Raw genomic sequence first — 13,935 nt, forward strand, 5'->3', positions numbered from 1 at the left:
CATGTGTGCGAATTTACAGGATAAAGTCTGTTTTTAAGGCTCTTGCGATTCTTCCTCCTCCTTCCGCGGTATTTTGGGTTGGGAAATCCCAGAACTGCCCATCAATCCCGAGAAAGTTGCTTTCCAGAGATAATTAAACACAAATTTGGTTTTATCCCTTGGCTCATAAATCGTTGAAGTAATCAGTCTATTAAAGAGCTTCCGTGGGTTATTGCTCCTTAAGGCCAATGCATTGACCACAAAGGTGAGGATTTTTTTCCTGCCTGTTCCATGCTCCAAGGTTCTTTCGTCCAAAAGTCGCACCTTCAAGTCATTGTAACGTAAGGACATAGAACCGATAGCATGATTATCATCAGCCGTAAAATTCCATTCGCCTCCACGTATAATCCCGCTTTCTACAGTCACAAAGGCATTGCTTTCTAAAATCGAATTAATGAGTGAGAGTTCAAATTCACCGATTGAAGCTTCCACATGTATAGGATATGGAGCTTTAAACCCAAAGACGGAATTTACATTGAGTTGGGCCTGTCCATTGAGAAGTAGGGACCCATTCAAGTGCATCTTGTTATTTTCCATATCCCCGTTTGCCAAGATAAACGGATCAAGAGTTGCGTTGAGATTGGCAAATTCGATCAGTCCCGGTATCATCCCTTTTTCGGGAAATTCTTCATATTGGATATTCCCATTAAACACCTCAATGTGACCTATATTGACCTCCGAGGATATTTCAATCAGTAATTCTTGGGGCATCTTTTTCAGAACCTCCTCCTTTGGCGGCATACGTTTGTCTTTAAAAATTACCGCCTTCGGGTTGAAAACCTGCATGGAGTTGGCTATGATTTTTTTATGGTTGATAAATTCGTCCAAATTAAACTCGTCGAGCAGGATTTTTTCCACCTGTAGCTCGGCAACGTCCACACTCAAACCTACCTTTCTGCTGTATTCGAACTTACCATAACGAGGCATATAGGAAAAATCTTGGAGCTCAAGCTGTTTCTCGGAAAGGAGAATTTTACCGATATAAATCAGGTTCAGGCTGTCAGGCAATTTGATTTCATAGTCGGTCAGCTCAAATTGATAGTCATTGTTAAGTAGAAATTTGCTGTCAATGGTTTGTTGTTCGGTCAAGTTGAAATTGAGGTCTTTCAACAAAATGCTGATGTTGCCAAAGGAATTCAGGGACTCGTTCGAATTTTTTTCACGGATGCTAAGTTTACCCCCCAAAATTTCAAAGGAGTCAATATTGAGGACCTCAATGATTTTTTGTCTTAATTTTTCTTCCGCCTCTTCGGGTTTTACTATGGAAGTAACTTCATTTCGGTCTAGATATAAGGTGACATCGGGATTCGTAAATATGATGCTTGTAATATCTAGATCTCCGGTTCGCTGGAAACTCTTTAACGATTGGGTTCGGATGGTGACTTTAGGTATGCTTGCGGCAATAATGGGAATACCTATGTTCCCGATAAGGCTTTGCGGGATGATGTTGAGGTTTTCGAGGGTAATTTCATCGCCCTGGGTATTCAGTTCAATTTTAGAAAAGTTTACGGTATGGATGCTGTCTCTTAAAGCGAGGGTAAAATTATCCACGTCCATGGCCATGTTATTAAAAAACGCGGCGATATCTCCCTGAGCTAGTTTTGCAGAGTCGAGCATAAATCCAAAAAGAGTCAGATTTAAGCCCGTTTTGATGAGTTCGATATTCTTACCCTCCTCATCATAAGAAATATTCAATTTGGCGTTTTCTGCATTTATCTCATCTACTTTTACAATATCTATAGTCTTGGGGAGGTTTCGCGTACTTCGTCTTACTGTTCTTTCCCCCTCATTGTCCTCGTCAACTTCCCTATTTATAATTAGATTAACATCCGCTTCTGATAAGCTGAGTTTATCAAGTGCAAGCGTGTTTTCAAAAAGAAACGCCTCCAGGTCCACACCCGTTATACTCATGTTGGGAATGGTTGCGCTAATGGAAACTTTAGAATCAATATCCCGTTGGGGACGAAGGCGTACATTGAATGTGCTGATTTCTTCTTTGGCTGAGTTGAACGCTATACGATCCGCAACTACGGTATACTTTCCATCAGCGATGTTAAAAACATAATTGTTTAAATTCACGTCCACTTCCTCAGAAAAAAGCGTCCGGGAATCTAAGAGGTCAACGTTTTCATCCAGGTAGAAATTTTTTATGCTTATGGAAATATCGTTTTCGGCAAAGGATCGGAAATTTTCGTTGGCGAAGTTGTCATAGATAAAAGAGCCATCCTCCAGTGTTAATGAATCCACTTTGACGGTATTGAAATATGCAGTAAGTAAATTCAAAATATCTGCGCGCTCCATTTTGACGGATTCAGTGTCTTCTTCTTCGTCAGATTTTTGAATGTATTTTATCCACTGTATGACTGGGGAGGGAATATCTATGTGTTTAACCAAAAGTTCTTCGTCAAAGTACGCTTTATTGATGTCTACGCCTTTTGCGGTAAACCGGGGGATTTCGATATCCAACATAGTTGTTCGCCCATACCGGGACAATAATCCAATTACATCGTTAGTTGCGGAGGGCTTTAAATGAAATCCTTCAATATCAATTAAGTCCAGCTGGGTATCAATCAGGATCCTGTCAGATGAAAATAGATGTAGGTTGTCGGAGAGTTTCAGTGCGTAGTCCTCAATCTCCAGCCTCAAATCATCGGCAAAAAAGATTTTATCGGTTTGTTCTGTGATAATGGTTTCGTCTAACTGGAAATTTTCCAAAACGAGGTTGATCTTTCCAAAGGAAAGACTATCCTGGCGGACACGAATATGGTTGTCGAGAATCAGGCTTCCCTCTGTTATTTCAAGGCGCTTGACATAAACGCCCGTTAGGAAATCCTTAGTAAGGTCACGAAGGGGGTTGCCACTGCTTTTTGCCCCACTGCCCTGGAGGTCTTTCAGAATAACATCTGGCGAGGTAATGGTCATTTCCTCGATATCAACTATGTTTTCATTGTAAATCTTCCTCAAATTTGCCTTGGTGAAATTAAGGTAAGGGACTTCAATCTCAAAAAGGGTGATGTCCGGGATATTGTTTTCATCATAAATTCCAGTCAACTGAATTTTTTCCATCGAAACTTTATCGGAAATGGAAGAGATGTACATATTCTCTCCTGAGACCCAATGTATGCCATCAGCAAGGGCCAATCGAACTTTTGAAATGTCCAACTCAGCGTCCCCGGCATAAAAAAACTGATTTTGGCGCCGCAATTCATCCGGGCCTATGTAAACCCGCTGCATTTTAAACCAAATGTCTTCTGCCTCAATCCTGTTTTTATTGGGATCAGAAATTCCCCGCTGAAGAAAATTTCCAGATCGGATATTCAGGTTATTGATGGAAATCGAAGCAAGAATATCCTCAATCAATTCATACAGCTGGGTATCACTTTTCACTTCCCCACTGTTGATTCTGTCTGTATATAGCGTAAATGTGGGACCCTCAAGCTTTAAGGTACCGATACCTACATCTGAAGTATAGAACATTTGATCAATATCTGCATCAGTCAGTTCTAAATTGTCCAGTTCAATTTCGTAATATGTGTCGGAAGGTTTATCAAAGTCCGGAGAAATGATTACTCGCTCTGCCGTGATTCTATTGTCCAGTGAAGATATGCTAACCGCTGTAGCCGAAACGGTATGAATGCTGTCAGCGAGGAGAATTTCGAAATTTTTCAGGTCGAACACAAAACCGTCCGCATTGAATGGAATGGGTTGGGCCGTTTGGGCAAGTTTTAAATTTCGTACGTACAGGTTGGTCTCATCTGCCTTGATTGACTTCTGACTGATAAAATTCACCAACAACAAATCCGCATTGTCAATAAAAATTTCCTTTATGACGATATCTTTTAAATTCTCCCCCAGCGAACGCTGAACTTCAATCTCAAGTTGTCGAAGAGGAGTTGTCTCCGAAGTAATTTCCAATTCATCCGTGGATTGCCGTGACTCAACAACTGGTTTTTGAAGACGGATTTCGCCAATTGTAAGAATCCGATTCTTAAAGCTAAATCCGATCTTCTTTATACTGAATTCTGGCGTGCTGACTCGGTAAAAAGGGATGTCTTCTTTTTCAAACAGAACCGGATCCACCGGATCTAAGGTAAATCCATTGATATAGAAGCCTCTTTCAAACAGGGAAAGGTGAAACTCTTCAAAATCCACTTTGTATTTTCCATCCGAAACGTTTTCGACTTGCTGCTGAATATATCCTCTTAACAAAAAATTCGACCCAAAATATACTACAACCTGAAGCAAAAGAAGAATCGATAATGCTACTGCTGCAACTTTCAGGTACTTCTTTAGCCGATTGGTAAATAAGAGTTTTTGCTCAGGGGAAATACGCATAAGAGATCAATGAAGCACAAAATTAAATTAATATAATTCAAAAAAACACTCATTCTCTTTTGATCAACAAAAAAAAGGAAACATTTATTTGAAAGGTAGCTATCTTTCAGTCCTAAACGTTTCCCTTGACTATTAGTTAGCTGTAGGAGAAGGACTCGAACCTCCACGAAGCAGTTAGGCAACACATTGAGCTCGATGTGTGCTTTATCCTGTACACCAGTATTAGCTACCGGATCCTTCACCCCCGAGACAGGAGGGCTTGTCTGCCAATTTCAACATCCTACAGTATGTAAAGCGCATCCGCTTTTGATGCTCCAAATGTAACAAAAGCTTCTTTTTAAGAAAATTATTTGATAAAAAAAGACAATTTTTTACAGGATAGCGAATAAAACCGATTGATTATTATTAATTCAATAATTAGTCAATCTTTTAAGGAGATCTTTTTATTGATTCCATAACCCATATTAAGGCACATGCTGTACATATTCCTCCCATTTTTGTAAAACATCCTCCATGTCTTGAGGCAGTGGGGATTCAAAATACATAAATTCTCCAGTTTTTGGGTGAATAAACCCCAAGGATTTGGCATGTAAAGCCTGACGGGGGATTATTTTAAAACAATTATGGATAAACATTTTGTATTTGGAAAACTGAGTTCCTTTTCGAATTTTATCCCCTCCATATGCGGCATCATTGAAAAGTGGGTGTCCAAGGTGTTTGAGGTGAATGCGAATTTGATGGGTCCTACCTGTTTCTAGTTTGCAGGAAAGGAGCGAAACATAACGCAAGCGTTTAACAACCTGCCAATGGGTAATGGCATGTTTTCCATAGTCACCTTCTGGAAAGGTGTCCATTAATTTTCGGTTTTTCGCACTTCTACCTACTGGCATATCTACCGTTCCCGATTCTGTAGCCGGTTCTCCCCAAACCAGCGCCAAGTAAGTCCTTTCTATACTATGATCGTAAAACTGTTGGGCCAGATGGGCCATTGCCACCTCTGATTTTGCAATTACCAATAGTCCGCTTGTATCTTTGTCTATACGGTGCACAAGGCCGGGACGTCCAGAATTGCCAGGCAGCTCAGGCAGCTGTTTAAAATGGTAAGCTAGACCATTTACCAATGTCCCAGTCCAGTTTCCATGGGCCGGATGGACTACCATGCCTGCAGGTTTGTTGACAACCAGCAATTCATCATCCTCGTAGATAATATCCAACGGGATAGGCTCAGGAAGAACATCGGTATGTTTGTTTTGCCGTGCAACCCAGTAGGTTATTACGTCCCCGGGCTTAATTTTATAATTTGCCTTCGAAGGGAGGTCATTCACTTTTACCACTCCAGAATCAATGGCCTGCTGAATTTTGTTTCGGCTGGCATTGGCTGTTTTGTCTGTAAGGAATCGGTCCAGTCTTATTGCATCCTGACCCTTGTCCACTGTAATTGTATGTTGGGATACAAAAGATTCCTCTTCTTCTCCACCGTCATCGTCTGATTCAAAATCTTCAACCATAATGCAAAATTAACCCTTGATCATTGAGATTTTTATAAATTTGAATAATATTCCCTCGAACCCGTGCTGAAAACCAACGAAATCCCAACCCAGACGCTGTCCTTCCCCCTTTTCCATGAAAAAAATGTTTCAGTATCTATTCTTCGGTTAGACTTGGTACATCCCGATTTATCAGGAAATAAATTTTTCAAACTGCGCCATAACCTAATGGACGCCCAAGACAAAGGCTTCCGGCGGATTCTAACATTTGGAGGAGCGTATTCCAACCATATTTATGCTATGGCGGCGGCCGGCAAACTTTTCAATATGGATACGGTCGGAGTCATTAGGGGAGAAATAATCCGCCCCCTCAATCCCACATTGGACACCGCTGAGAAGTCTGGAATGGTGCTATATCCCATGGATAGAAATACCTATAAGAAAAAGGAAGAGGCCCAAATATTGGATGATTTACGCAGAAGGTTTGGTCCCGTGTATGTGATTCCTGAAGGAGGCACCAATTCCCTTGCCATCTTGGGGTGTAAAGAAATTCTTCATACAGAACATGCTGACGCCACACATGTAGCCGTCTGCGTAGGCACTGGGGGAACGATTGCCGGGATAACCGCATCAGCCTTGGCACATCAATCGGTTTTGGGTTTTTCAGCTCTCAAAGGAGATTTTATAAAGGAATCAATCCGAAAGTTATTGGAGACGCACAATATAACTCCAAAGTGTTCCTTGGATATTGTAACTGATTACCATTTTGGTGGCTATGCAAAACATAGCCGATACTTAATAACGTTCATGCAGGACTTTTACAAGCACACAGGTATACCCCTAGACCCAATATACACAGGTAAAATGGTTTACGGGCTATTTGATAAGATCCGGGGTGGATACTTTCCCACTAAAAGTAAAATTCTAATCATTCATTCAGGGGGATTGCAAGGGATAAAGGGATTCGAAGCCCGGTTTGGTTTCTCCCTTTACCCCTGACAACACTGTTAAACTGCCTTTGAAGTCTCTACTTTGTTAAGGATGGCATGATAGTCGAGGTTTTTCCATTTTTGGGCAATCAAAGGATCGCTCATGACCTTGTCGAGTACTGCGGCTTGGATTTTTCCCTGTGCATAAGCCTCTGAATATTTGATATCAGAAAATGTCACCATGCTGTACAAAGGCACCCATTCTTGAGGAAACAATTCATGAAGTTTCGCTTCGATTTTCTTGCGAATTAGAAACTTCGGGTCGGATACACTATCACTCATTTCCTTGAAATTATCCATTGCCAATTGGCAGATGGCATCAGTGTCGGGTTTTCTTGACTTTTGGAATTTCTCAAATACCAAATCCCAGGAAAATGTCCCATATTTTTCGATCAAACCATTTAAAATATAACAATCTTCAAATCCACAGTTCATGCCTTGGCCGTAGAAGGGGACTATGGCATGGGCGGCATCGCCGATCAGGAGGCAACTGTTTACCGTCCACGGGTAGCATTCTGTATTGACAAGTGATGCAGTTGGATTTGTGGAGTATTCAGATGTCAGATTTGGCATCAGCTGATACGCATCGTTGAAATACGTCTGAAAAATATGAATTACATCCAAATCATCCCGTATCTTATCAAAAGAAACAATCGAATCTTCAAATGGCAAGAAAAGCGTACAAGTGAATGACTTGTCAATATTGGGTAGTGCAATGAGCATAAAATTACCTCTTGGCCATATATGGAGCGCATTTGGATCCATGGCAAATTCCCCCTCATCCGTTGCCGGAATGGTTAATTCTTTATAGCCGTGAGAAATATATTGCTGGCTGAAATTAAACCTCGTCTGACGTTGCATGGCATTTCTCAGCGAAGAGAAAGCTCCATCTGATCCGATAATTACAGAAGCATCCAACTGTTTTTTTTCTTGATCTGGAAGGGAAAAAGTAACCACATTCTGATGAACATCTACATCCTCCACTGTATGTTCAAAGTACATGTTGACCCCGGCCTTTTCAGCCTCATCGAGAAGAATACCATTCAGAACATTTCTTGAAATCGAATAAATGGCTTCATTATCTTTTCCATAAGGTTGACAATAAGTAGTTCCATGTTCATCATGGATTCTCCTGCCATACATGGGGATAGTGAAAGGCTCCACTTTTTCCTTTACCCCAGCTTTCTCCAACGCTTTCCAGCCTCTAAAGCTGAGAGCCATATTTATAGACCTGCCTTCGGAAGAGGTATGATTTTGTCGCCAGTCCTTCCGCTTTTCGTAAATGGAAGTTTCCAGGCCTTTTTTCTTGAGATATATTCCCAGTAACGAACCGATAAGGCCGGCACCAAGTATGCTGATTTGATTTTTCATGATTTATACGGTTCGGTTGGTTTGATTAGGATAAACTATAAATCGGATTTTCTAACAGATGTTTCAAAAACCTTGGCGAAATTATAAATATCTTCAAAACTATTGTAAAGTGGGACAGGGGCTAAGCGCATTACATTGGGATTACGCCAATCGGCAACTACGCCAGCAGATGACAAACTATCAAATATCTCTTTTCCACGCTTTCGGAAAAGAAGAGAGAGTTGACAGCCTCTTTTATTTGATTCAGAAGGAGTTATGATTTCTAGTAGATGGGTTGTATTGCTAATTTGATATATTAAAAACTCCAAATAGCTAGTTAATAGTTCACTTTTCTTTCTTAATTCCAATATTGAGGTTTTATCAAAGATATCTAGAGAAGCTTGCAGCGCGGCGAGCCCCAGAACGTTGTCATTGGACAAAAGCCAGCCATCGGCCCCAGACATGGGGCTAAAGCCCTTTTTCATTAGAAATCGCTCATCTTCGTCATGTCCCCACCACCCTGCAAACCGTGGAATTTGACTGGAATTTCCATGCTTTTCGTGCACAAAAATTCCCGAAACATTTCCCGGTCCAGCATTGAGGTACTTGTAGCTGCACCAGGTAGCAAAATCAACATTCCAGTCGTGAAGTTCCAACGGGACATTGCCAATGGCATGTGCCAAATCAAATCCAACTGGAATATCAAACTGATGAGCTGCCTCACTAATGGCCTTCATATCAAAAAGCTGACCTGTATAATATTGGATTCCAGAAAGCATCACAAGGGCTATTTCGCTTTGCCGAAGGGCTAATTGCACCAAAATATCCTCCGTTCGCAGGGTATGCTCATTATCTCTTGGACTAATTTCCAAAATAGCTTCCTCTGGATTAAATCCGTGAAATCGAGCCTGTGATTCCAGTATATATTGATCAGAAGGGAAGGCGCCTGCTTCTGTAAGAATTTTAAATTTCGTTTTGGTGGGACGGTAAAAAGAAACCAAAAGCAGGTGCAAATTGGAGCTTAGGCTGTTCATGGCAACTACCTCAGATTCATTGGCACCTAAGAGCTTGGCAAGTGCGTGCTTTGATTTTTTTCTGGCATACAGCCATGGATTCCCACCCACAAAATGCCCCTCAACACCTCGAGTAGCCCATGAATCAAGCTCCTCCTGAATATATGCCTGTACAGTTTTAGGTTGTAAGCCCAAGGAGTTTCCACAGAAGTATATTGTCTGTTTTCCACCAATTTCAGGTATAAAAAAATTCTCTTTGAACTTACCTACTGGATCAGCCATATCCATTTTCTGGGCAAATTCAAGTGAATACTCAAAGAAATTAGCTGGCATGTAACGATGTAGGAAATAGGATTACTTGAACAAAAATCCAGACAAATATAAAAGAAATCCAAGCTAAATTCCCAAAAATTAGTACATTCCTTTTTAATTTAAAGAAGGATCTTGCTGAGGTTTCCCCCCTTTTAGGGTATTTGAAGCAAATACCAGTCCTTGGATCCAAACACCTATAATGATCAGCACTGCTATTTCGAAATGGGAATTAAGCGTGATAGAACTGTTAAGCCGATTTATTTCTTGAATCTGATTTTTCGCCTCAGTGAGCTGAATCTCAGAAAGCAGTTCAAGTATCCCTAAAGTTTCCTTGGCTATATTTTTTGCCTGTTCCAAATTACCGTCCAATACAGCCTGATTAATCTCAAAATAAAGCCGTTTTAATTCCAGATAATCAGTTTTTTCCAAATTTGTCAAAGTAGTCTGCTCAAAAAAGCCATTTATCTCCCTGACATTAGCCAGTCTATTTCTAATCTCCTCCAGCTTCTCAGTTCCTAATAAAGATGGTTCATCTATAAGCTCGATGATCTGATGGGAGTTGTTTAGATATCGGAATATATAACTTTCGGCAATTAGTCGGTCATCATAAATGGAATGGATGGCCTTGTTGATCTTAGATGAATTATTTCTTTCCGAAAAATTATTCAAAAGTACCAAAGCCAATACGATAAAAAGGAGCATCGCAGCCCTTATTTTATTTTTAATACTGTATGTCCATTTCATAGTGCTTATGATTAAAGAGGTGAAGTCAAAGGTTGTAGCACTTTTTCAATCTTAAATTTCTTTATCCCACCGGGCAGTTTCCATTCGATTTCCATCCCCTCACGAAAGCCGATTAGAGCTACTCCGAGTCTTGAAAATATCGAAATTTTCTTTTTTTCGAGATCTGCGTCCGCAGGAAGTACCAAGGAATAACAAATTCGTTGGTCCGAATCCATTGCTGTTACTTCAAAATAAGAATTCACCTGAATAACGTCAGTTTCAATATTTTCGTCAGGGACGATGTTTGCCTTTTCCATCTCCAATTGCAATTCGCCGATTTCACGTGTGCGGTATTGTCTTGGTAAGTCTGAAATTAAGGATTTTATTTTTTTATAATCGGATGATTTTAATATCGGTTTCATAGATATAAATGGGTGTGGAGATTAGCCTATGAGTCTGCTCATCGGAAGTTCCTAGAATAGAAGAAATTTGAAAATTGCGGCGTTAGCCCCCTACATGCATAACATCTGCAGGGGATACCTATACAAAGGCTTTATTGTGCCGGAAAAACAATGCAGCACACCTCCGTTTGGGAGAAGTTTTAAAAGAAAGTTGCGATATGTACGGTGTAAACGCCATGGGTTGATCCTGATCTCTCCAAAGATAGTCAAGATTTAAACTAAAACAAACGGTTTAAATAGGAAACTAAATAATCATATAAATAATTCCAATTCAGGGGATTATATCTAATTCCAGAAATCTTATAGATCACCAAACGAAAATCGTTGGATTTGCACTCACTCAACTTTTTGACATCACCGTGCCGCAGGATTTACAGGTGGTATGGTCAGGACTGCTCCAGAAACGCTCCATGATAGGAGGCAGTTGGTTTACGATATCAGTTACTACCGCATATTCCTCATAAAGTTTATTTCCACAATTTTCACAATGCCAGATAAACCCGTCTTGTTCACCGGGCTTTCTGTATCGCTCGAACACCAGTCCAATTGTATTTGCCGGCCGTCTAGGACTATGGGGGGTTTTGGACGGCAATAAAAACATTTCTCCTTCCTTTATTAAAATGTCCTTCACCTGACCTTCGTCTACAACCTTTAAGGTAATGTCTCCCTCTACCTGATAAAAAAACTCCTCCCCTTCATTGTAGTGGAAATCTTTTCGGGAATTAGGCCCTCCTACTACCATGACAATAAAATCATCATTCCCCTTGTACATCATTTGGTTGCCAATAGGTGGCTTTAACAAATGTCTGTTCTCTTCGATCCAGCGGGTAAAATTAATAGGTTGGGAAATTGCCATAATGTAATTTATTTATAAAGAAGCTAGAAAATTGGGTTGATCAAGGTCCTAAAAGTATAAAAAAGCATTGGATAACAAAAGGAGCATCCTCCCTTCTTAAGAGATTTTACAAACAAGATTACATTTTCTATGCTATAAAGTTAATCAAATTGCTATTCGGGATTTGGGATTGTCGCATTTTTGGTAAATTTGGGGCTCAAAATAAGTCGTATGTCCTCGCACCATTTTGTCAAAGAACAACAGGAGCCCGCCTTGATGATTCTACATGCGGATGATTATGACTTTGACCTAGTTTCTGAAATATTGGAATGGTCCCCTACCGTGGTGGTCACACAAGATGCTTTGGACAAGGTTTTGTCTTGGGGGATCAAAATTGACAGGGTGGTTGCTGATGCAGAATTTGTGAAGAATAATACCCTATTGCTTGAGGAGCAGTTTCCACTAGAATTTTTAATTGCAGAAGGAGCCGGTTTTTTGAATGAAGGCCTTAACTATTTATTAGCATCGGGGCATACCGCAGTCGTTATCTTGGGCTTTGACCATACCCAGGTGAAAGAACTTGAACCCATGTTACCCAATCTTAATTTGGTCATCTACGACGGCCCAATTAGATACTACCCCGTCAAATCAGGAATACTAAAAAAATGGCTCCCTGCTGGATCCGTACAATTACACGCCCCTGAAAACAGTTTTATAGAATTAACCACATCCAAAGGCTCCAGACTTATCCGGATCAATCACGCCACATTCGTGGAGGTAGAAGAAGGACTAGTTACGTTTAAGGGAAACGGAGTCTTTTGGATAGGGGAGTTTTTGAAAGGCTAATTACCCTAACCAAGTCCCTCGAACCATCCGATTCTTTCCCTGCAAATCCCGATGGATGGTCACGTCAACAAACCCTTTTTGTTCAAGTAGTAGCTTAGTCTCAGGGCCAAAACCTTCGTTGATTTCAAAATAAAGCTTACCGCCGGCGTTAAGGTTACGAGTTGATTTTTGGGTAATTACCCGATAGAACAATAGCGGGTCTTCGTCGGATACGAAAAGTGCAAGTGCTGGTTCATGATCTAATACATTTTGATGCATCGCCTCCTTTTCCAAGTTCCGTACATAGGGAGGATTACTTACGATGATATCCCAAGGACCAGTAGGGATTTCGTCCTGAAGGATATCTACCTGAAGGAAATCAACGGTGGCGTTCAGTGTACCTGCGTTTTGGGAGGCGACGGCTATTGCCTCCGGACTGATATCAATGCCGGTCACCTTACTCTGTGGTATTTCCAGCCATAGGGTAATAGGAATGCACCCCGACCCCGTCCCCACATCAAGAATATTTGGAGCGTCGAAAGTGTTTTCCCCAATGATTAGATGGACCAATTCTTCCGTCTCAAATCGGGGAATCAATACATGGGGTGAGACAAAAAAATCTCTCCCATAAAAATGTGCCTTTCCCAAAACATACTGAATAGGGGTGCCTGACAAAAGTTTTGACATGGCAAATTCCAGCCCCTCCGGAATTGCAGTTATTTTTTTATCCAGCAGCAAATCCTTCCGGTATATCATTAGAAAGTGCTCAAACAACCATTGAACTTGGCTGATTGCCTCATCCGTAGCATATAGGTCCTGAAGCTTCTGCGTGTAGTTTTTAAATAGTGCTCTACTGGACTTAGAATTCATACTACAAAAGTAAAGGTATTTGATCACCCTTGACGGTTAATAAAGAAATAAAAATACACTGCGCCCAAGCCATAACAAAGCACATCCCATGGATCAGCAGTATATCTGTCAGACCACTGTGGTAAAAGCACTTCAAATACAAAACTGATATATGCAGTGCCTATCAAAATTTGAGTTTTGGTGAAAATGAACGTCTTTCTATTTCTGTATATATACCTGAAAACCTGAAGGGTAATTCCCAAAATCACAGGCATGGCCAACAAATCATCCAAATAACTGTGAATGAAGGGTATAAAAATGTTCTGAATCTTTTCCAGATATTGATTTACCCAAAAAAGAAATGCAGGTAGCCAAAAGTGGGGATTTTTTAGAACGGTCATTAGCCAGGCAGAACTGCTATAAGCCAAGCGATAAAGGTAATGATGGAAATGTAAACAGTATAAAAAAAGTTACCGACTTTTTTCATGCCTTTCACAAAGTCATTGTCATGTTCCTTAATATAAAAAATCCAATTTTCCCTATTTTCCTGTTCTTGGACGGCACGCTTCTCTTGGTAGTCTAGGTCTCTCCCTCCGAGCGTTTTTCCGCAGTTTTCGCAAATATCTGTAAATTGTTGGTTCCAATTGGACCATTCTCCGCAATGAGGACATTTTTTCTCTCCCATAGTGTCGAAAGATACCAAAACCTTGCCAAAAC

General features: G+C 40.6%; 12 protein-coding genes. 2 read left to right on the top strand and 10 right to left on the bottom strand.

Translation table 11 applies throughout. The features are described 5' to 3' along the window. Nucleotides 1-33: 33 nt before the first annotated feature. Nucleotides 34-4,374 carry a hypothetical protein gene (locus FQ608_RS01605; RefSeq protein ID WP_158856050.1) on the bottom strand — a complete coding sequence of 1,447 codons (4,341 nt, stop codon included), beginning with the start codon at nt 4,372-4,374 and terminating at the stop codon, nt 34-36. 464 nt (nt 4,375-4,838) lie between these two features. Beyond that, complete coding sequence (locus FQ608_RS01610) at nt 4,839-5,882, bottom strand: RluA family pseudouridine synthase (RefSeq protein ID WP_158856051.1); 1,044 nt, start codon at nt 5,880-5,882, stop codon at nt 4,839-4,841. Nucleotides 5,883-5,945: 63 nt separating this feature from the next. Here FQ608_RS01610 and FQ608_RS01615 point away from each other — a divergent pair, with 63 nt between their 5' ends. Next, a complete protein-coding gene (locus tag FQ608_RS01615) occupies nt 5,946-6,860 on the top strand; it encodes a 1-aminocyclopropane-1-carboxylate deaminase/D-cysteine desulfhydrase (RefSeq protein ID WP_158856052.1) in 915 nt (304 codons plus the stop codon). An 8-nt stretch (nt 6,861-6,868) separates the two neighbouring features. Here the strand turns inward: FQ608_RS01615 and FQ608_RS01620 are convergent, their stop codons facing one another. The 5 genes from FQ608_RS01620 to FQ608_RS01640 form a co-directional block, all read right to left on the bottom strand. Beyond that, nucleotides 6,869-8,221, bottom strand: a complete 1,353-nt coding sequence (locus FQ608_RS01620) for an FAD-dependent oxidoreductase (protein ID WP_158856053.1) — start codon at nt 8,219-8,221, stop codon at nt 6,869-6,871. Between the two features lie 35 nt (nt 8,222-8,256). Beyond that, nucleotides 8,257-9,546: a kynureninase gene (kynU, locus tag FQ608_RS01625; protein WP_158856054.1), complete on the bottom strand. Its 1,290-nt coding sequence runs from the start codon at nt 9,544-9,546 to the stop codon at nt 8,257-8,259. Nucleotides 9,547-9,639: 93 nt separating this feature from the next. After that, nucleotides 9,640-10,269 carry a hypothetical protein gene (locus FQ608_RS01630; protein ID WP_158856055.1) on the bottom strand — a complete coding sequence of 210 codons (630 nt, stop codon included), beginning with the start codon at nt 10,267-10,269 and terminating at the stop codon, nt 9,640-9,642. Nucleotides 10,270-10,280: 11 nt separating this feature from the next. Next, a complete protein-coding gene (locus tag FQ608_RS01635; RefSeq protein WP_158856056.1) occupies nt 10,281-10,670 on the bottom strand; it encodes a GreA/GreB family elongation factor in 390 nt (129 codons plus the stop codon). 379 nt (nt 10,671-11,049) lie between these two features. Further along, nucleotides 11,050-11,565, bottom strand: coding sequence for a 3-hydroxyanthranilate 3,4-dioxygenase (locus FQ608_RS01640; RefSeq protein ID WP_158856057.1), 516 nt, complete (start codon nt 11,563-11,565; stop codon nt 11,050-11,052). A gap of 210 nt (nt 11,566-11,775) precedes the next feature. Here FQ608_RS01640 and FQ608_RS01645 point away from each other — a divergent pair, with 210 nt between their 5' ends. Further along, nucleotides 11,776-12,390 carry a thiamine pyrophosphokinase gene (locus FQ608_RS01645; protein ID WP_158856058.1) on the top strand — a complete coding sequence of 205 codons (615 nt, stop codon included), beginning with the start codon at nt 11,776-11,778 and terminating at the stop codon, nt 12,388-12,390. On the opposite strand, the gene prmC is transcribed toward FQ608_RS01645, so the two are convergent. The 3 genes from prmC to FQ608_RS01660 are packed head-to-tail and all read right to left on the bottom strand — an operon-like array spanning nt 12,391 to nt 13,903. Next, entirely contained in the window at nt 12,391-13,239 is an 849-nt protein-coding gene (gene prmC / locus FQ608_RS01650; RefSeq protein ID WP_158856059.1) for a peptide chain release factor N(5)-glutamine methyltransferase, read from the bottom strand. Between the two features lie 23 nt (nt 13,240-13,262). Beyond that, entirely contained in the window at nt 13,263-13,619 is a 357-nt protein-coding gene (locus FQ608_RS01655) for a magnesium citrate secondary transporter (RefSeq protein ID WP_158856060.1), read from the bottom strand. Further along, entirely contained in the window at nt 13,619-13,903 is a 285-nt protein-coding gene (locus FQ608_RS01660; RefSeq protein ID WP_158856061.1) for a hypothetical protein, read from the bottom strand. The genes FQ608_RS01655 and FQ608_RS01660 overlap by 1 nt, the downstream gene beginning before the upstream one ends. Between the last annotated feature and the right edge of the window lie 32 nt (nt 13,904-13,935).

The organism is Lunatibacter salilacus, assembly GCF_009797935.1.
Taxonomy (GTDB): Bacteria; Bacteroidota; Bacteroidia; order Cytophagales; family Cyclobacteriaceae; genus Lunatibacter; species Lunatibacter salilacus.

Excerpts from the sequence above, each read along its gene's own strand:
- FQ608_RS01630 (WP_158856055.1), bottom strand. The coding sequence starts at position 10,269 with ATGAAATGGACATACAGTATTAAAAATAAAATAAGGGCTGCGATGCTC.
- FQ608_RS01635 (WP_158856056.1), bottom strand. The coding sequence starts at position 10,670 with ATGAAACCGATATTAAAATCATCCGATTATAAAAAAATAAAATCCTTA.
- FQ608_RS01655 (WP_158856060.1), bottom strand. The coding sequence starts at position 13,619 with ATGACCGTTCTAAAAAATCCCCACTTTTGGCTACCTGCATTTCTTTTT.
- FQ608_RS01645 (WP_158856058.1), top strand. The coding sequence starts at position 11,776 with ATGTCCTCGCACCATTTTGTCAAAGAACAACAGGAGCCCGCCTTGATG.
- FQ608_RS01640 (WP_158856057.1), bottom strand. The coding sequence starts at position 11,565 with ATGGCAATTTCCCAACCTATTAATTTTACCCGCTGGATCGAAGAGAAC.
- FQ608_RS01610 (WP_158856051.1), bottom strand. The coding sequence starts at position 5,882 with ATGGTTGAAGATTTTGAATCAGACGATGACGGTGGAGAAGAAGAGGAA.
- kynU (WP_158856054.1), bottom strand. The coding sequence starts at position 9,546 with ATGCCAGCTAATTTCTTTGAGTATTCACTTGAATTTGCCCAGAAAATG.
- FQ608_RS01620 (WP_158856053.1), bottom strand. The coding sequence starts at position 8,221 with ATGAAAAATCAAATCAGCATACTTGGTGCCGGCCTTATCGGTTCGTTA.
- FQ608_RS01660 (WP_158856061.1), bottom strand. The coding sequence starts at position 13,903 with ATGGGAGAGAAAAAATGTCCTCATTGCGGAGAATGGTCCAATTGGAAC.
- prmC (WP_158856059.1), bottom strand. The coding sequence starts at position 13,239 with ATGAATTCTAAGTCCAGTAGAGCACTATTTAAAAACTACACGCAGAAG.
- FQ608_RS01605 (WP_158856050.1), bottom strand. The coding sequence starts at position 4,374 with ATGCGTATTTCCCCTGAGCAAAAACTCTTATTTACCAATCGGCTAAAG.